This window comes from Nocardia sp. NPDC005746 (genome assembly GCF_040630785.1).
Taxonomy (GTDB): Bacteria; Actinomycetota; Actinomycetes; order Mycobacteriales; family Mycobacteriaceae; genus Nocardia.
In genome coordinates this window covers 33,335-50,623 of the sequence record NZ_JBEXYE010000023.1, presented here as the reverse complement: position 1 = coordinate 50,623, position 17,289 = coordinate 33,335, and the positions used below count along the sequence as shown (strand labels likewise).

16 protein-coding genes are annotated in these 17,289 nt (G+C 68.6%); 8 read left to right on the top strand and 8 right to left on the bottom strand.

Annotated features, from left to right (window positions below):
• The first annotated feature begins 143 nt into the window (after nt 1-143).
• Nucleotides 144-1,070: an EamA family transporter RarD gene (rarD, locus tag ABZ412_RS31205; protein WP_357287453.1), complete on the top strand. Its 927-nt coding sequence runs from the start codon at nt 144-146 to the stop codon at nt 1,068-1,070.
• Nucleotides 1,071-1,124: 54 nt separating this feature from the next.
• Here the strand turns inward: rarD and ABZ412_RS31200 are convergent, their stop codons facing one another.
• The 3 genes from ABZ412_RS31200 to ABZ412_RS31190 are packed head-to-tail and all read right to left on the bottom strand — an operon-like array spanning nt 1,125 to nt 3,930.
• The gene (locus tag ABZ412_RS31200; protein ID WP_357287355.1) at nt 1,125-2,171 is read right to left on the bottom strand and encodes an ABC transporter substrate-binding protein; all 1,047 of its coding nucleotides are present in this window, start codon (nt 2,169-2,171) and stop codon (nt 1,125-1,127) included.
• Between the two features lie 3 nt (nt 2,172-2,174).
• Entirely contained in the window at nt 2,175-3,062 is an 888-nt protein-coding gene (locus tag ABZ412_RS31195) for an ABC transporter permease (RefSeq protein ID WP_357287352.1), read from the bottom strand.
• The gene (locus ABZ412_RS31190) at nt 3,052-3,930 is read right to left on the bottom strand and encodes an ABC transporter ATP-binding protein (protein ID WP_357287349.1); all 879 of its coding nucleotides are present in this window, start codon (nt 3,928-3,930) and stop codon (nt 3,052-3,054) included. The genes ABZ412_RS31195 and ABZ412_RS31190 overlap by 11 nt, the downstream gene beginning before the upstream one ends.
• Nucleotides 3,931-4,088: 158 nt before the next feature.
• Between ABZ412_RS31190 and ABZ412_RS31185 the strand changes: the two genes are divergently transcribed.
• The 3 genes from ABZ412_RS31185 (at nt 4,089) to ABZ412_RS31175 (ending at nt 7,041) form a co-directional block, all read left to right on the top strand.
• Entirely contained in the window at nt 4,089-5,822 is a 1,734-nt protein-coding gene (locus ABZ412_RS31185) for a sensor histidine kinase (protein WP_357287346.1), read from the top strand.
• The gene (locus tag ABZ412_RS31180; protein WP_357287343.1) at nt 5,804-6,484 is read left to right on the top strand and encodes a response regulator; all 681 of its coding nucleotides are present in this window, start codon (nt 5,804-5,806) and stop codon (nt 6,482-6,484) included. The genes ABZ412_RS31185 and ABZ412_RS31180 overlap by 19 nt, the downstream gene beginning before the upstream one ends.
• Before the next feature lie 152 nt (nt 6,485-6,636).
• Entirely contained in the window at nt 6,637-7,041 is a 405-nt protein-coding gene (locus tag ABZ412_RS31175) for a VOC family protein (RefSeq protein WP_357287451.1), read from the top strand.
• Between the two features lie 3 nt (nt 7,042-7,044).
• On the opposite strand, the gene ABZ412_RS31170 is transcribed toward ABZ412_RS31175, so the two are convergent.
• Together ABZ412_RS31170 and ABZ412_RS31165 are read right to left on the bottom strand one after the other, a co-directional pair.
• Nucleotides 7,045-7,659 carry a class I SAM-dependent methyltransferase gene (locus ABZ412_RS31170; RefSeq protein WP_357287340.1) on the bottom strand — a complete coding sequence of 205 codons (615 nt, stop codon included), beginning with the start codon at nt 7,657-7,659 and terminating at the stop codon, nt 7,045-7,047.
• 71 nt (nt 7,660-7,730) lie between these two features.
• Nucleotides 7,731-9,125: an alpha/beta fold hydrolase gene (locus tag ABZ412_RS31165; protein ID WP_357287337.1), complete on the bottom strand. Its 1,395-nt coding sequence runs from the start codon at nt 9,123-9,125 to the stop codon at nt 7,731-7,733.
• Between the two features lie 169 nt (nt 9,126-9,294).
• On the opposite strand from ABZ412_RS31165, the gene ABZ412_RS31160 reads away from it, so the two are divergent.
• Both ABZ412_RS31160 and dnaE read left to right on the top strand, forming a co-directional pair.
• Complete coding sequence (locus ABZ412_RS31160) at nt 9,295-10,539, top strand: serine hydrolase domain-containing protein (protein ID WP_357287335.1); 1,245 nt, start codon at nt 9,295-9,297, stop codon at nt 10,537-10,539.
• A 124-nt stretch (nt 10,540-10,663) separates the two neighbouring features.
• On the top strand, nt 10,664-14,215 hold the full coding sequence (dnaE, locus tag ABZ412_RS31155) for a DNA polymerase III subunit alpha (RefSeq protein WP_357287332.1): 3,552 nt from the start codon (nt 10,664-10,666) through the stop codon (nt 14,213-14,215).
• Nucleotides 14,216-14,264: 49 nt separating this feature from the next.
• Here the strand turns inward: dnaE and ABZ412_RS31150 are convergent, their stop codons facing one another.
• Nucleotides 14,265-14,504: an MspA family porin gene (locus ABZ412_RS31150; RefSeq protein WP_357287329.1), complete on the bottom strand. Its 240-nt coding sequence runs from the start codon at nt 14,502-14,504 to the stop codon at nt 14,265-14,267.
• Between the two features lie 167 nt (nt 14,505-14,671).
• On the bottom strand, nt 14,672-14,893 hold the full coding sequence (locus tag ABZ412_RS31145; protein WP_357287327.1) for a hypothetical protein: 222 nt from the start codon (nt 14,891-14,893) through the stop codon (nt 14,672-14,674).
• Between the two features lie 87 nt (nt 14,894-14,980).
• Between ABZ412_RS31145 and ABZ412_RS31140 the strand changes: the two genes are divergently transcribed.
• Complete coding sequence (locus ABZ412_RS31140; protein ID WP_357287324.1) at nt 14,981-15,418, top strand: nitroreductase family deazaflavin-dependent oxidoreductase; 438 nt, start codon at nt 14,981-14,983, stop codon at nt 15,416-15,418.
• An 80-nt stretch (nt 15,419-15,498) separates the two neighbouring features.
• Nucleotides 15,499-16,854 (top strand): threonine ammonia-lyase IlvA, encoded by a 1,356-nt coding sequence (gene ilvA / locus ABZ412_RS31135; protein WP_357287322.1) that lies wholly within the window; start codon nt 15,499-15,501, stop codon nt 16,852-16,854.
• 66 nt (nt 16,855-16,920) lie between these two features.
• Here the strand turns inward: ilvA and ABZ412_RS31130 are convergent, their stop codons facing one another.
• Entirely contained in the window at nt 16,921-17,226 is a 306-nt protein-coding gene (locus ABZ412_RS31130; RefSeq protein WP_357287319.1) for a hypothetical protein, read from the bottom strand.
• Nucleotides 17,227-17,289: the final 63 nt, after the last annotated feature.

Sequence of the window (17,289 nt, the reverse complement as noted above, 5' to 3'; positions counted from 1 at the left end):
GCTGGGGCTGTGCGCGGTGGTGGACAAGGCGCGGCGGTATCGCGGCGAAATAGACTTGTTGCGCACGCTAACGTAATTGGGTGGCCGAAGGACATCAGCATCCGAAGTCCGCCGCCCCGCACCCGGCCGCGGGTACCGCGACGGTGACGGCCGAGCGCGGGTGGCGTGGCCGATTCGCGCGGCACGACGGGGAGCGGGACACCGGGATCGCTTTCGGGATCAGCGCGTACTTCCTGTGGGGTCTGTTTCCCGCGTTCTTCGGTTTGCTGTCCTTCGCGAGCGCGGGCGAGGTGCTGGCCGAGCGGATCCTGTGGACCCTGGTCGTCGCCTTGCTGGCGCTGCTGGTCGCCGGGCGGCTCGGGGAGCTGCGGCGGATCGACGCGCGGACCTGGCGGCTGGCGGCGGTGGCCTCGGCCGCCATCTCGCTGAACTGGGGCACCTACGTGTACGGGGTCATCTCGCATCACGTGGTGGAGTGCGCGCTCGGCTATTTCATCAATCCGCTGGTGACGGTGGCGTTCGGCGTCCTCATCTTCCGCGAGAAACTGCGCGCCCCGCAGTGGGTCGCGCTCGGGCTGGGCGCGACCGCGGTGATCGTGCTGACCGTCGACTACGGGCGCCCGCCGTGGATCGCCTTGATCCTGGCGTGCTCGTTCGCCACCTACGGTCTGGTGAAGAAAGTGATCCGGCTGGACGCGCTGCCCGGGCTGGCGGCGGAGGGGCTGGCGGCCGCGCCGTTCGCGTTGATCGCGGTCATCGTCATCGCGCTCACCGGCAACGCGACGTTCGGCTCCGCGGCCGGGCACACCGGACTGCTCATGCTGACCGGTCCGGTGACCCTGGTCCCGCTGGTGCTGTTCGCGCTGGCCGCACCGCGAGTCCCGTTGTCCACCATGGGAATCCTGCAGTATCTGACGCCCGCGCTCCAGCTGACCTGGGGTGTCGCGGTCGGCCACGAACCGATGCCCGCCTCCCGCTGGGCGGGCTTCGCGCTGATCTGGCTGGCGCTGGCCATCTTCACCGCCGACGCCCTGCGCCGCTCCCGCCGCGCCGCGAAGACCTCCGCCTAGCGCGGCACCGCACACCCCCTCATGTGGTGTGCGGTGCCGGGCGGCCGGTCAGGGTCAGCGTGCGCCCTGGGCCTTGCCGACGAACTCGTTGGTGTAGGTGGCGTCCAGGTCGATGCGGTCCCGGACGGGCGCCACATTGCGGGAGTACCGGCCGAGGATGCGCAGGACGTTCTCCGCGCCTTCGCGTTTCATCAGCCCGTCACCGTTGAACATGCTGATCGAGTCGGTGATGGACTTGACGTACAGCTTCGGATCGCCGCCCGCGTATTGGGCGGGCATCTTGGCGGCGATCTCCTCGGGGGAGTGGGATCTGATCCAGCGCAGTGTCTCCACGAACGCGTTCGCGAGCTTCTGCACGATGTCCGGATGCGCCTGCACGGTCTCGCAGCGCATGTACAGCGACGCGGCCGGATACAGCCCGCCCAGCGCCGCCCGGGTGCCCTGTTCGTTGCGCATGTCCACCAGCACCTCGGCGTCCCCGGAGGAGACCATCTTGGCGACGGTCGGATCGGTGGTCATGCCCGCGTCGATGCCGTTGTGGTTCATGCCCGCGATGAAGGTCTGTCCCGCACCGACCTTCACCCGCGTGTAGTCGGAGGTCCCGAGCCCGGCTTGCCCGGCCAGCGCCTGGGTGAGGAAGTCGGTGGACGAACCCAGCGACGTGACACCCAGATTCCGGCCCTTGAAGTCCGCGGGCGACTTGACGGCGGCGGCGTCCTGCTGTGATACCAGCTCGACCTCGCCGGGTACGTCCGCGAACTGCACCACGGTCTTCAGGCACTGGTCCTTGGCCTGCAGGTCGATGGTGTGGTCGTAGAAGCCGACCACGGCCTGCACGTCGCCGGTGAGCAGCGCGGTCTCGGCGTTCGCGCCGGACTGCTCACCCAGCAGGTGCACGTCGAGGTCGTTGGCCTGGAAGAAGCCGAGCCGCTCGGTCAGCATGGCGGGCAGATAGATGACCTTCTCCAGGCCGCCCACCATGATGGTGATCTGCGGCCGCCCGTCAGCGGTCGGAATGGTGCGGGAGTCGCGGCAACCGGTCGCCAGCAGCAGCGAGCCGATGGCGAGCAGGATCACGGCGATATGCTTGCGGTACTTCATGGCTCAGATCCCGTGTCCCGAACCGGCCTGCGACGGCCGCCATTTCAGCAGCCGATTCTCCGCGAGTCCGATCAGCCACTCGGCGACCAGCGCCACCACGGTGATGATGATCATGCCCGCGTAGATGCCCGCCGCGTCGAATGTGCCCTGCGCGTTGCTGATCAGCAGGCCCAAACCCTTGCCGGCGCCCGCGTACTCACCGACCACCGCGCCGATCAGCGCGAAACCGAATGCGGTGTGCAGCGACGACAGAATCCAGGTGGTGGCGCTGGGCAGCACGATCGAGCCCAGCACCTGACGGCGGCTCGCGCCCAGGATGCGGGCATTGTCGATGACATTGCCGTCCACCTCACGCGCGCCGGTGAAGGCGTTGAAGAACACCGCGAAGAACACCAGCACGACCACCGTCGCCACCTTGGACTGCAAGCCCAGGCCGAACCAGATGATGAACAGCGAGGCCAGCACGATGCGCGGGACCGCGTTGAGCGCCTTGATGAACGGGGCCAGCACGTCGGCCCAGTAGCGGGAGCGGCCCAGCAGCACGCCCAGCACGATGCCCGCCACGGTGCCGATGGCGAAGCCCAGCACCGCTTCCTGCACGGTGGTGTACAGCTGCAGCCAGATCGAGCCGAACTGGGTTCCCTCGGTGAACCATTCGACCAGGCGGTCCCAGATCAGCGAGGGCTTGGAGTAGAAGAACGGGTCGATCCAATAGGTGGCGGTGAGCTGCCAGGAACCCAGCCACACGGCCACGATCAGGGCGCGCAGACCCCAGGTGCGGATCTTGTTCCTGCGCGCCTGCGAGCGGACCCGCGCGAGGATCTGCTCCTCGGTCTCCACCTCGAATTCCGGTGCGGTGGTGGCGGTCTTGTCCATAACGTCAAGCGACACGGGTCGCTCCCTTCGTGCGGGCCGCCTCGACCTGATCGCGCAGCGTTTCCCAGATCTCCTTGTAGAGGTCGCGGAACTCCTCGGTGAGCCGCACCTCCTCGACATCGCGCGGGCGGTCCAGGGTGACTCGGAAGTCGCCGCAGACTGTCGCGGGGCTCGCGGTCATGACGACCACCCGATCGGCGAGGGCGATGGCCTCCTCCAGGTCGTGGGTCACGAAAATGACCGCCGCCCGGCCCTTCTCCCGGCCCTCGGAGCCGTCCGAGCCCGACCACACCCGCAGCAGTTCGTCCTGCATGAGCTGGCGGGTCTGCACGTCCAGGGCGCTGAACGGCTCGTCCATGAGGATGATCTCGGGATCGTTGACCAGGGTCTGGGCCAGGGCCACCCGCTTGCGCATGCCGCCGGACAGCTGATGCGGGTAGTAGTTCTCGAACCCGCCGAGCCCGACCGTGCGCACCCAGCGGGCCGCCCGCTCCCGCGCCTCGGACTTGCCGACGCCCCGGAACTTGGGGCCCAGCGCCACGTTCTCGAGCACCGACTTCCACGGCAGCACCGCGTCCTGCTGGAACATGTACCCGACGCCGTCCGGGATGCCACGGACGTCCCTGCCGCGCACCAGGGTTCGGCCGGCCGAGGCCGGTTCCAGGCCCGACACCAGCGACAGGGTGGTGGACTTGCCGCAGCCGGTGGGGCCGACGACGGCGACGAATTCGCCCGCGGCGACGGTGAAGTTCAGGTCGCGCACCGCGGTGTGGATGCCGCCGTTGTTGCCGGGGAACCGCTTGGTCGCGCCGCGCAATTCGATCAGGGGTGCCGGCTCGATCGGTGGCGTCGTGCCACCGCGCTCCGTGGTCGTTGTGCTCATTACCGCTCCGTTCCAGTGCCGCCGCTGCGGCGTCGAAGCGAAGTTACGTGTGCCGGGTCACACTCCACCCGGTTGTGCGCGCAAGTCACACAAGCAGCGATTCGACCGTTTTGCGCATTCTGCTCAGGCGTTTGCGGAGGGTTGTCTACACTGGCGTCGTGGTATCGCCAGGCCCGCGTTCCGTCCGGCTCCGGACGCAGATCCTGCTGTTGCAGATCGCGGTGGTGGGTCTGACCGTCGGCCTGGCCTTCGGCGTCTTCGCGTACGTCAGCGGCGACCGCCTCTCCGGTGAATACGGGCAGCGCGCCCTGGCCATCGCCCGCACCGTCGCTTCCGACCCGCAGGTCCGCGCCGCCGTCGCGCACTACGCGGACAGCCCGCTTCCCGCTGGTCCGGGACTGAGATCGGAACTGGCCGACGGGGAACTCGAGCGGATCGCCGACAGCGCCCGGCTGCGCACGGGTGCGCTGTTCGTCGTGATCACCGACGACGCGGGCATCCGCCTGGCCCACCCCGACCGCGCCCGCCTCGGTGAGATGGTCAGCACCGACCCCTCCCGCGCCCTGGGCGGCGGCGAGGTCGTGATGCGGGAACACGGCACCCTCGGCGAATCGGTCCGGGCGAAAGTGCCCGTCCTGCAACCGGATCCGCAGGCTGGGCGGTCGGGTCCCGGCCGGGTCGTGGGCGAGGTGAGCGTCGGCATCTCGACCGCGGCCGTGCACGAACAACTGCTGCGGGATCTGCGCCGGGCCGGTCTGCTGGTCGGCGGCGCGCTGCTGGCGGGCATTGCCGGATCGGTGTTGCTGGCCCGTCGCTGGCACGGCCTGACCCTCGGTCTCGAACCCGCCGATCTGGCCGACCTCGTCCGTGAGCAGGACGCGGTCCTGCACGGCATCGGCGAGGGTGTGGTCGCCGCCGACGCGAAATCCCGGATCACCGTCGTCAACGACGAGGCCCGCCGCCTGCTCGGCATCGATCCCGCGCCCGGCAGCAGTATCGACTCCATCGGCCTGACTCCCCGTGTCCTGCAAGCCTTCCGCGCCGCCGACGGCAACCCGGTTCAGGCCGCCGTCGGCGATCGCATCGTGGTCGTCACCGCCCGCGCCGTCACCCGCGACACCCGCGCCCTCGGCGCGGTCCTGTCGGTCCGCGACCGCACCGACGTCGAATCCCTCACCCGCCAGCTCGACGCCGTCTCCACCATGAGCACCGTCCTGCGCGCCCAGCGCCACGAGTTCGCCAACCGTCTCCACCTCCTCAACGGCCTCCTTCACACCGGCCGCCCCGACGAGGCCGCCCGCTACGTCGAGGAGTTGCTGGGATCCGGACCCCTCGGCACGACGCTGCCGGGCCTCGACGCCATCAGAGACCCGTACCTGCAAGCGTTCCTGGCCGCCAAGGCCGCCCACGCCCGCGAGCAGGGCGTCCACCTCCGCCTCGGCCCCAACACCTGGGTCGACGCGAATCTCGCCGCGCCCGTGGACGTCACGACGGTGCTCGGCAATCTCGTCGACAACGCCATCGACGCGGCGAGCAGCGCCCCGGCCGCCGGCCGCGAACCCGTGGTGGAGGTCGAGTTGGTGCGCGACGGCGACACCGTGCACCTCGCGGTGGCCGACAGCGGGGCAGGCGTACCGTCCGAGCTCGCGGATTCGATCTTCGCCGAGGGAGTCTCGACCAAAGCCGGCGGCGGACCCGGCGGACGCGGCCTGGGTCTGGCGCTCGCTCGCCAGGTGGCACGCGCCCGCGGTGGCGATGTACTGCTCGGCGACCCCGGTGGGGTACGCGACGATGCGGTGGACGGGGAGCCCCGGCTGCGGGGCGCGGAGTTCATCGCCCGAATGCCGGGCGTACTGACCGAGGAGGAGCCGGCGTGGGCCGAGGAGAACTGACCGTCCTGGTGGTCGACGACGACTTCCGCGTCGCGAACCTGCACGCCGGAATCGTCTCCGCACTACCGGGATTCACGGTCGGAGCGACCGTGAACTCGATCGCCGCCGCACGCACCGCACTGGCCGAGGGCGCGTTCGATCTGGCACTGGTCGACGTCTACCTGCCCGACGGCTCCGGCGTCGACCTCGTCCGCGACCTCACCTGCGACGCCATGATGCTCACCGCCGCAACGGAATCGGCCACGGTCCGGGCGGCGCTGTCGGCCGGCGCCCTGGGTTATCTGGTGAAGCCGTTCGATCACGCGGTGCTCGCCACCCGGCTGGCCGGATACGCGCGCTACCGGCGACTGCTCGCGGGCCCGGAGGTCGCCGCCGCCGATGTCGATGCCGCACTGACGGCCCTGCGCCCCGCGGCGTCCCCGACCAGCGTGTCGACCGGCGCGGCGGCGGCCTCGCCGACGAAAGATCTGGTGCTGCAAGCGGTCCGCGACGCCGACGTCGCGATGTCGGCGGCTCAGGTGGCGGCCGCCATCGGCATTTCCCGCGCCACCGCGCAACGCTATCTGGCGAACCTGGTCGGTGCCGGTGACCTGCGAATGCAGCTGCGCTACGGCAGCACCGGCCGCCCGGAACAGGAGTACTCCGCGCCCCGGCGCGCATGACCGCTCGATCGCGGACCTCTCCTGTGACGGTCGCCACACCGCCCTTGGCGAATTCTCGGGCACCTGGTTACCGTCGAATCAGTGGCGGTGCTCCTGTCGGCCGACTTGTACCGGTCCAGGGTCGGGATCGCCACGAACACAGGAGAATTCCTATCACCATCCAGTTCAACCACACCATTGTCGCGTGCACGGACAATCGGGTTTCCGCCGAATTCTGGGCGGATATCCTCGGGGTGGAGGTGGGCAAGCCGTACGGGCCGTTCATTCCGATTTCCGTCGGGAACGGAGTCACCTTCGACTTCGCCGATCTGCCACCGGGTTTCGAGGGCGAACCGCAGCCGCAGCATTACGCGTTCCTGGTTTCCGAGGACGAGTTCGATGCGGCGTACGCCAAGATCAAGCGGTACGGCATGACGTATTGGGCCGATCCGCGGCAGCAGGGCGTCAACGAGATCAACCACAATGACGGGGGCCGGGGGATCTATTTCCTCGATCCCGTCGGCCACTACCTGGAATTGATCACCGTGCCGTACGGCGGCTGGCCGCAGGCGGAATAGCCGTCACGGGGCGACCGCGGTGCCCAGCGAGAACGCCACCCAGGGCTTGGGGCCCTGCTGGTAGTACCGGTCGATATCGCGGATCTCGAAGCCCGCGGCTTCGACCAGACCGGGGATGTCGCGGTTGAGATGGCAGCCACCGGCGACCGCCTGTTCCAGGCGATCCAGCCGGTGCTGCCATTTCCGGACACCCGGATCCGGCGCCAGTCCGTGCTCGACGAAATGGAATGTGCCGCCGGGCACCAGCACCCGGCGCACCTCGGCGAGCGCGGCGTCGACATCGGGAATCGTGCACAGCGTCCACGTCGACAGCGCGGAATCGAAACTGTCGTCGGCGAACGGCAGCGCCTGCCCGTCCAGGCCGGCGCGTTCCACCGGAACCGTCGCCGCGGCCACCCGTCCGGCGGCCATCCGCCAGCCGAGATCGGCGGGCTCGACCGCGCTCACCGACTTCACCGTCTCCGGATAGAACGGCACATTGCGTCCTGATCCGAAGCCGATCTCGACGACCCGGCCGTGGAGGCCGGCGCAGACCCGCCTGCGTTCGCCGTTCATGTTCTTCGCACCGCAGCACAGGTCGACCAGCCGGGGCACGACTCGATCCTCGTAGAATCCCACGACACCACTCTCGCAATCGGTTGGCTCGTTTGCCACTCTTTCGGTCCATACGGGCGAATCGAGCGGGCGGTTCAGTGGCCGGGCGGGAAGCGCTGGGTCAGCCAGCCGGTCACGGTGGTCAGCACCTGCGGGTCGATGGTGGTCTCGATCCGGGCGTACTCGTCCGGCGTGCCCTTGTCGGCGGGCTGCATCAGGTGATTGAGACCGTCGAACACGGTCACGGTCGCGTCCGGATCCGCGGCCAGCAGCGTCCGCGCCGGACCCTCGTTCTGGGCCGCCGGCACCTGAAGATCCTTGCCGCCGTAGAACGCCAGCACCGGAACCCGCAGCGCCGACAGCGCCGGGGCCGGGTCGTAGCAGACCAGGGCCGCCATGTACGGCGACACCAACTCGTCCATGGCCTCCTCGGAGAGCTGTTCGCCCGCGGGGAGGGTGTCATTGTGCTGGCGCACATAGTCCTTGGCGGCCACCAGATCGCCCTTGCACAGCACCGACGACAGCGTCGAGGTGAACCCGACCTGCTTGCCGACCTGCTCCGGCGTCGCGCCCTGCGCGGCCAGGATCAGCCGATTCTGTTCCAGCAGCACCTCGGAACCGGGCACAGCCGGGCCCGCCATCATGATCACGAAGGCGACCCCGCTGTCGGGCCGCCGCGCGTAGAGCGGCGCGAGGTACCCACCTTCGCTGTGCCCGAGCAGCCCGATCCGGGTGGCGTCGATATCGGAACGCCCGCGCAGGAAGGTCATTCCGGCGGCGATGTCGCCGGCGAGATCGCTGTAGGTCGCGCTGTTCAGACGCCCGCCGGTCTGCCCGACACCGCGTTTGTCGGTACGCAACACCGCGTACCCCGCGCGGGTGAGGGTGTCGGCGAGCAGCAGGAACGGCTTGTGGCCCAGCAGTTCCTCGTCACGGTCGTTGGCCCCGCTGCCGTTGATCAGCAGCACCGCCGGGAACGGTCCGCCCGTCTGCGGCTCGGTCAGCGTCCCCGCGATCGTGATGTCGCCGCTGCGATAACTGACGTCCTCGGATTTGTACGGGTAGGGCGGCTTCGGTTCCTGCGGCCGCGGCGGCCCCTCGACCTTGCCGTGGGTCAGGGTCAGCGGGAACGACTGCCCGGACTGGGTGAACTGTCCCTTGATGCTGTCGGAGCCTTTGTCGTAGACGCCCTGGAACGACGGCTTGCCCGGAATCTTGGTGATCGTCCAGGTCACGGCATCCGCGCCGGTCCGCACCTCGCTCAACGGCCCGTCCACCACCCCCTGTGCCGGAATGTCGATGGTGGCCGTGCCGTCCGCGGCGAAGTCGACTCCCACCGCCAGCGGCTGATCGGGCACTTCGATAGCGCCGTGCCAGTCCCCGGTCAGCGTGACCGGAGGGGCGCTCTCCTGCTTCGACGACGAACATCCGGCGACCAGCGCGGCGATCACGACCAGCGCCGCCGCAACCAGCGACCACGGCTTCCGCATGCGCCTCAGCCTACCGATACACCGTCGTCACCCCGCTGATCTCGGTAAACCCTCATCGGTAACGCCGCGGTCACTACCCGGCCACCCCGGATAACCACTGGGCCAACGACAGTAACTCTCCCGATGTCGTCATTGCCCTCGGTGACTGGTCACTCGTACCGTGGATGGCGTGAGCAATGACGCTACGGGGCTCGTCGACCTGCCCGCTACGGTGGGCGGCTACGCGGCCGCCGAATTCGGCCCGCTGGTACGCACTTTCGCCCGCATGGTCGGCGGTCACCCGGGCGCCGGCGGCGCGCTCACGGTGCACCTGCGCGGGGAGCCGCTGGTGCGGATCTGGACGGGGGACGCCGCGCCGGGCCGGGCCTGGGACGCCGATACCGGGGCCATCGTCTTCTCCGCCACCAAGGGCATCGCGGCCACCGTCATCCACCGGCTCGCCGACCGCGGCCTACTCGACTACGACGCCCCCGTCGCCCACTACTGGCCGGAATTCGCGGCCAATGGCAAGGGCCGAATCACGGTGCGGCAGTTGCTGTCCCACCGCGCCGGACTCTACGGGCTGCCCGAGATCGCCCGCGGCCTCGACGATGTGCTCGACCACCGCATGATGGAAGACCACCTGGCCGCCGCGAAACCCGATCATCTGCTGGGCGTCCCGACCTATCACGCGCTCACCTTCGGCTGGCTGCTCGCCGGGCTGGCCCGCGCCGTCACCGGGCGCGGCATGGCCGAACTGATCCGCACCGAGGTCGCCGAACCGCTGGGCGCGGAAGGCATCCACCTGGGCCTGCCCCCGGCCGGATCGCCGACCAGCGCCGCGGTGCTCAGCGGCAACAAGCTGTCGGCCGTCGGCGCCAACTACGTCTCGCTGGCCCTGGGCCGCGCGTATTCGCTGCCCGGCGCGGTCGGCGCGGCGGCGCGGGCGCTGTTCCTGCCCGGCCTGGATCAACTCCTCGAAGGCGAGGACCCGCCGATCCTGCACACCGAATTGGGCGCGGGCAACGGCGTCTGCACCGCCACCGGACTGGCCACGGTGTACGGGGCGCTCGCCAACGGGGGCATGCACGAGGGCCGCCGGTTCCTGTCGCCGGAGACCATCGCGGCCATGCGGCGCGTGGAGAGCTATCACCTCGACCGCGCGCTGTTCTACATCCCGATGATGTGGCACATGGGCTATCACTCGCTGCCGGTCCCGGGGGCGCGCGCCGGCTTCGGGCACATCGGATTGGGCGGGTCCTTCGGCTGGGCGGAACCCCGGCTGGGCCTGTCGGTCGGATTCGTCCACAACCGGCTCGGCCTCGGGGCCATGGGCCTGGACCAGATCGCGTCGGCATGGGTGCTGCCGCTGGCGGTGCGGGGCGCCAACGCGGCGCGCCGCACCACGACCAACGCCCAGCCCGCTGCCGCCTGAACCCGATGCCCGCGAGCGCCTCCGGGTGACCTCTGCCACGACACGCAGGGCCCGCCACGCCGTTCATCACCGGCGCCCCCGCGTGGCTTCGGAACTCGTCGGTGGGGCCGCATAGTATGTCCGGGTGTCAGCCTCGTCGGGATCATTCGTCCATCTCCACAACCACACCGAGTACTCGATGCTCGACGGCGCGGCGAAGATCACGCCCTTGTTCAAAGAGGCGACACGGCTGGGAATGACCGCCGTCGGCATGTCCGACCACGGCAATATGTACGGCGCCTCGGAGTTCTACAACTCCGCCAAGAAGCAGGGCATCAAGCCGATCATCGGCATCGAGGCCTACATCGCGCCCGAGTCCCGGTTCAACACCAAGCGTGTGCTGTGGGGCGACCCGTCGCAGAAGGGTGACGACGTCTCCGGTTCGGGTTCCTACACCCACATGACCATGGTCGCGGAGAACGCGACCGGTCTGCGCAACCTGTTCAAACTGTCCAGCCTCGCCTCCATCGAGGGCCAGCTGGGCAAGTGGGCGCGCATGGACGCCGACATCATCGCCGAGCACGCCGAGGGCATCATCGCCACCACCGGCTGCCCGTCCGGCGAGGTGCAGACCCGCCTGCGCCTGGGTCACGAGCGCGAGGCCCTCGAGGCCGCCGCCAAGTGGCAGGAGATCTTCGGTCCCGAGAACTTCTTCCTCGAGATCATGGACCACGGCCTGTCCATCGAACGCCGGGTCCGCGAGGGTCTGCTCGATGTCGGCAAGAAGCTGGGCATCCCGCCGCTGGCCACCAACGACTGCCACTACGTGCACGAGCACGACTCGGGCAATCACGAAGCGCTGCTGTGCATTCAGACCGGCAAGACGCTCTCGGACCCGACCCGCTTCAAGTTCGACGGCTCCGGCTACTACCTCAAGTCCGCCGAGGAGATGCGCGCCATCTGGGACGCGGAAGTCCCCGGCGCGTGCGACAACACGGTCCTGATCGGCGAGCGCGTCCAGTCCTACGACGATGTCTGGGCGCACCGCGACCGCATGCCGATCTTCCCGGTGCCCGAGGGCTATACCCAGGCCACCTGGCTCGAGCACGAGGTGATGAAGGGCCTGGACCGCCGTTTCCCGAGCGGGCCGCCGCACGAGTACATCACCCGCGCCCAGTACGAGCTCGGCGTCATCAACGAAATGGGCTTCCCCGCCTACTTCCTCGTCGTCGGTGACCTCATCACCTACGCCCGCTCGGTCGGCATCAATGTCGGCCCGGGCCGTGGTTCGGCGGCCGGCTCGCTGGTCGCCTACGCCATGGGCATCACGAACATCGACCCGATTCCGCACGGTCTGCTGTTCGAGCGCTTCCTCAACCCCGAGCGCGTGTCCATGCCCGATATCGATATCGACTTCGACGATCGCCGCCGCGGTGAGATGGTCCGCTACGCCACCGACAAGTGGGGCAGCGACCGCGTCGCGCAGGTGATCACCTTCGGTACGATTAAAACCAAAGCGGCGCTGAAGGACTCGGCCCGCGTGCAGTTCGGCCAGCCCGGCTTCGCGATCGCCGACCAGATCTCCAAGGCGCTGCCGCCGCCGATCATGGCCAAGGACATTCCGCTCTCGGGCATCATGGACCCGGAGCACGAGCGGTACAAAGAGGCCGCCGAGGTCCGCGAGCTCATCAACACCAACCCGGACGTCAACAAGATCTACGAAACCGCCCGCGGTCTCGAAGGCCTGATCCGCAACGCCGGTGTGCACGCCTGTGCCGTCATCATGTCCAGCGAGCCGCTGACCGACGCGATCCCGGTGTGGAAGCGCGCGCAGGACGGCGCCATCATCACCGGCTGGGACTACCCGTCGTGTGAGGCCATCGGCCTGCTGAAGATGGACTTCCTGGGTCTGCGCAACCTGACGGTCATCGGTGACTGCCTGGTCAACATGAAGGCCAACCGCGGCATCGACCTGGACCTCGACACACTGCCGCTGGAAGACGCCGCCACCTACGAATTGCTCGCGCGCGGTGACACTCTCGGCGTGTTCCAGCTCGATGGTGGCGCCATGCGAGATCTGCTGCGCCGTATGCAGCCCACCGGCTTCGAGGACATCGTCGCCGTGCTCGCGCTCTACCGCCCCGGCCCCATGGGCATGAACGCGCACAACGACTACGCCGACCGCAAGAACGGGCGGCAAGAGGTCAAGCCGATTCACCCCGAATTGGAAGAGCCACTGAAGGACATCCTGCGTGATACCTACGGCCTGATCGTGTATCAGGAGCAGATCATGCAGATCGCGCAGAAGGTCGCCGGGTACTCCCTCGGCCGAGCCGACATTCTGCGCCGCGCGATGGGTAAGAAGAAGGCCGAAGTCCTCGAGGCCGAATTCGAGGGCTTCGAGAAGGGCATGCTGGAGAACGGTTTCACCAAGCCCGCCATCAAGGCGCTGTGGGACACGATTCTCCCGTTCGCCGGTTACGCGTTCAACAAGTCGCACGCCGCGGGATACGGGCTGGTGTCGTTCTGGACCGCGTACCTCAAGGCCAATTACCCCGCCGAGTACATGGCCGGTCTGCTCACCTCCGTCGGTGACGACAAGGACAAGGCCGCCGTCTATCTGGCCGACTGCCGCCGCCTGGGCATCCAGGTGCTGCCGCCCGACGTCAACGAGTCCGAACTCGAATTCGCCTCGGTGGGCAATGACATTCGCTTCGGCATGGGCGCGGTCCGCAATGTCGGCGCGAACGTGGTGGCCTCGATCATCGCGGCGCGCAAGGAGAAGTCGAAGTTCACCGACTTCTCCGACTACCTGAACAAGATCGACGCCATCGCCTGCACCAAGAAGGTCACCGAATCCCTCATCAAGGCAGGCGCTTTCGACTCGCTCGGGCATCCGCGCAAGGGCCTGCTGCTGGTGCACTCCGACGCCATCGACGCGTGCATGTCGACCAAGAAGGCGGAGGCCATCGGCCAGTTCGACCTCTTCGGCGGCCTGGACGAGGGCGACGACTCGATCGCGAGCGTCTTCAATGTGAAGGTCCCCGACGACGAATGGGAGACCAAGCACAAGCTCGCCCTGGAGCGGGAGATGCTGGGCCTCTACGTGTCCGGGCATCCGCTCAACGGCGTCGAGCACGTGCTGACGGCACAGTCGGACACCAATATCCCGGCCATCCTCGAAGGCGACGTCAAAGACGGTTCGCAGGTCACCATTGGCGGCATCTTCGCCAATGTCACCCGCCGCGTGAACAAGAACGGTCTGCCCTGGGCCTCCGCGCAGCTGGAGGATCTGACCGGTGGCATCGAGGTGCTGTTCTTCCCGCAGTCCTACTCGGTCTACGGCATGGACGTCACCGAGGACGCCATCGTGCTGGTGAAGGCCCGCGTCAACGCCCGCGACGACCGGGTCTCGCTGATCGCCAACGACCTTGTGGTGCCGGATCTTTCCGCGATCGGCGTCGACAAGCCGCTACAGGTCGTGATCCCCACCCGCCTGTGCACCCCCGACAAGATCGGCGAACTCAAGCGCGTCCTGTCCCGCCACCCCGGCACCGCGGACGTGCACATCAAACACGTCGGTTCCCGCGATCGCACCACCAAGCTGAAGGTCGCCGACAACCTGCGCGTCTCGCCGTCCTCGGCCCTCATGGGCGACCTCAAAGCCCTGCTCGGCCCGGGCTGCCTCGCCGGCTGAGAGGCCACCGGTCGGCGACTACCCACCCCTGCCCCGTGTGCCCCTCGCGTCAGCGCGGGGCACACGGGATTTTCAGAGCCAGGTCGGGTCGCCGAACCGCGCCGCTGTCATCGGTTTCGGGTGACTTGGCGTACATGTAGGCGTACAGCTGGATCGAGACCGGTCCGGCGCACTGGTTCACGGCGATGTGGAAGTCGCGGACGACGATCTGCACGGTCTTGCCCGGCAGCAGTTCCTTGTCGGCCACGGGGACGTCCTTGACCCCACCCGGGGCCAGATCGACGCTCAACGGCACTTCGATGTTGGGCCGATGATGATCAGTGAGGGATCGACCTGGCTCACGTTCATGGTGGGCACAAAGGCCTGGGGGATCACCCCGATGTTGCCGGGCAGGGTGAATGTGCCGACCAACACGGATGAACGTCCAGTTCGAAACCGGGGGATTCCGGATCGAGATCAGCGCCGAATGGAACCGGCGATCCACCGCAGGGCCGCGATCACGGCCGCGCCGAGCACCGCGGCCTGCGCGGACCCGGTGATCAGGGCGAGGGTCAGGGCGACCACCACACCGGCGAACAAGGCTTCCAGCTTGTAGACCGGCCACGCCGTCCCGGCGATATCCACGGCCGCGATGCGCGCGACCGCGCGTTCGGTGTCCGTAGGGTGAACCACTGCCATATGGTCAGGGTAGACGTCGAACCAAAGTTCGGGCAACCGAAACTTTCTGTCGGGAACAACACATGAGCCCGGGCCGTTGCTGGTCGTATGCCACTTCACGGAGAGTACGAACCCAGCACGTCCGATTGGGCACGCGAGCAGGCCGAGAAGTACGAGAACTCCGGGGGAGCCACGGGCACCACCCTGCAGGGCGTGCCGGTCATCCTGCTGACCACCCGCGGCAACAAGTCCGGCAAGCTGCGCAAGACCCCGCTCATGCGCGTCGAGCACGACGGCGAGTACGCGGTGGTCGCCTCGCTGGGCGGCGCGCCCAAGCATCCGGTCTGGTACTGGAACATCAAGGCCGACCCGCACGTGGAACTGCGCGACCGCGACGTGGTCAAGGACTACGACGCGCGCGAGGTCACCGGCGACGAGAAGGCGGTGTGGTGGAAGCGGGCCGCCGAGGTGTGGCCCGATTACGACGCCTATCAGAAGAAGACGGCCCGAGAGATCCCGCTGTTCGTCCTCACCCCGCGCGCCTGACACGCCGTCCCGATCTCGGAGGCGGCACCGAAATGGGCGCTGCCTCCACCGGGGCGCGTGCACCCGGCTAGCATGTTCGGGTGTCTGATCCGCTTGCTGTAGCAGAGAAAGTGTCCGGTCCGCTGCCCGAATTGACGGCGGACGAGATCGACGCGGCTGCCAAGCGAATTTCGAACATTATCGAGCCGACGCCGCTGCAGCGGATTCCGCGGCTGTCGGCGCTGACCGGCGCGGAGGTCTACCTCAAGCGTGAGGACCTCACCGCGGTCCGGTCCTACAAGCTGCGCGGCGCCTACAACCTGATGGCGCAGCTCACCGACGGCGAGAAGGCCGCCGGCGTGGTCACCGCGAGCGCCGGAAACCACGCCCAGGGCGTGGCTTTCGCGTGCAAGGCGATGGGCGTGCGCGGGCGCATCTACGTGCCGCGCACCACTCCGAAGCAGAAGCGCGACCGGATCCGCGTGCACGGCGCGGAATTCGTGGAACTCATCGCGGTCGGCGACACCTACGACGCGGCCGCCGCGGCCGCCGCCGACGATGTGGCCCGCACCGGGGCCACCATGGTCCCGCCCTTCGACGATCCGCGCACCGCGGCCGGGCAGGGCACCATCGCCGCCGAATTCCTCGAACAGCTCGGCCGCGCACCGGATCTGGTGATCGTGCCGGTGGGTGGCGGCGGCTGCCTGGCCGGGGTCGGTACCTATCTGCGCGAGCGATCGCCGCAGACCGCGATCCTGGGTGTCGAGCCCACCGGCGCGGCGTCGATGACCGCCGCGCTGGTGGCGGGCGGCCCGGTCACGCTTCCCGAGATCGATCCGTTCGTGGACGGCGCGGCCGTGCGCCGGATCGGGGCGGTGCCCTACACCGCGGTGTCGCGCTTCGGTGGCCTGGTTCGTTCGCACGCCTCGCTGCCTTTACTGACCAGCACCGAAACCGAGTCCGGCGCGGGCACTTTCCGCATGATGCATGTGGACGAGGGCGCGATCTGCACGGCCATGCTGGAGCTGTATCAGAACGAGGGCGTGGTGGCCGAGCCGGCGGGCGCGCTGTCGGTGGCGGCGCTGCGTGAGATCGAGATCGAGCCGGGCTCGACGGTGGTGTGCCTGCTGTCGGGCGGCAACAACGACATCTCCCGCTACGGCGAGGTGATCGAGCGCTCGCTGGTGCATCAGGGCGTGAAACACTATTTCCTGGTGGACTTCCCCCAGGAGCCCGGTGCGCTGCGCCGCTTCCTCGACGAGGTGCTCGGCCCCGACGACGACATCACCCTGTTCGAGTACGTCAAGCGCAACAACCGGGAGACCGGGGCGGCGCTGGTCGGCATCGAACTGGGCAGCCCGGACTGCCTGGAGCCGCTGATCGCGCGGCTGGAGGCCTCGCCGATCCAGGGCCAGCGGCTGGACCCGAACTCGCCCGCGTACCGGTACCTGACCTGATCCGGTGACCCGTGTGATCCGACCCCTCGTTCGGATCACACGGGACCGGTTGCCCCCGTGAGGTTCTCAGGCGTGCAGTGGGTATCCCGCCGCCGAGCCGTGGATGATGCGCGGATCGCCCAGTGTGCGGTTCAGCTTCGTGATCACCTCGCCCACGCCGGTCCCGGTGCCGGATTCGCCACAGGCGGTGGCGATGCCGGCCGGGCTGACCAGGGTGCCCGCACGCTCGGCGAGCAGTTCCAGCCCGCAGAACTCGCGCATCGTCCTGCTCGGCAACACGCCGTCGCGGCGGACGCGGCGCCGCAGACGATCGACCACCAGGTCGCCGATGGTGAGCGGGGGCGTCGGCTGGGACCGCCGCGGTGGGGACATGGGCTCACCGTGCCACGCCGATCGTGAACGAGTCATGACCGGTCGCGGGCCGAACCCGGCGTG

Coding starts and splice junctions, on each gene's coding strand:
- ABZ412_RS31145 (WP_357287327.1), bottom strand. CDS start 14,893: ATGGCAGTGGTTCACCCTACGGACACCGAACGCGCGGTCGCGCGCATC.
- ABZ412_RS31140 (WP_357287324.1), top strand. CDS start 14,981: ATGCCACTTCACGGAGAGTACGAACCCAGCACGTCCGATTGGGCACGC.
- ABZ412_RS31130 (WP_357287319.1), bottom strand. CDS start 17,226: ATGTCCCCACCGCGGCGGTCCCAGCCGACGCCCCCGCTCACCATCGGC.
- ABZ412_RS31165 (WP_357287337.1), bottom strand. CDS start 9,125: ATGCGGAAGCCGTGGTCGCTGGTTGCGGCGGCGCTGGTCGTGATCGCC.
- ABZ412_RS31200 (WP_357287355.1), bottom strand. CDS start 2,171: ATGAAGTACCGCAAGCATATCGCCGTGATCCTGCTCGCCATCGGCTCG.
- ABZ412_RS31190 (WP_357287349.1), bottom strand. CDS start 3,930: ATGAGCACAACGACCACGGAGCGCGGTGGCACGACGCCACCGATCGAG.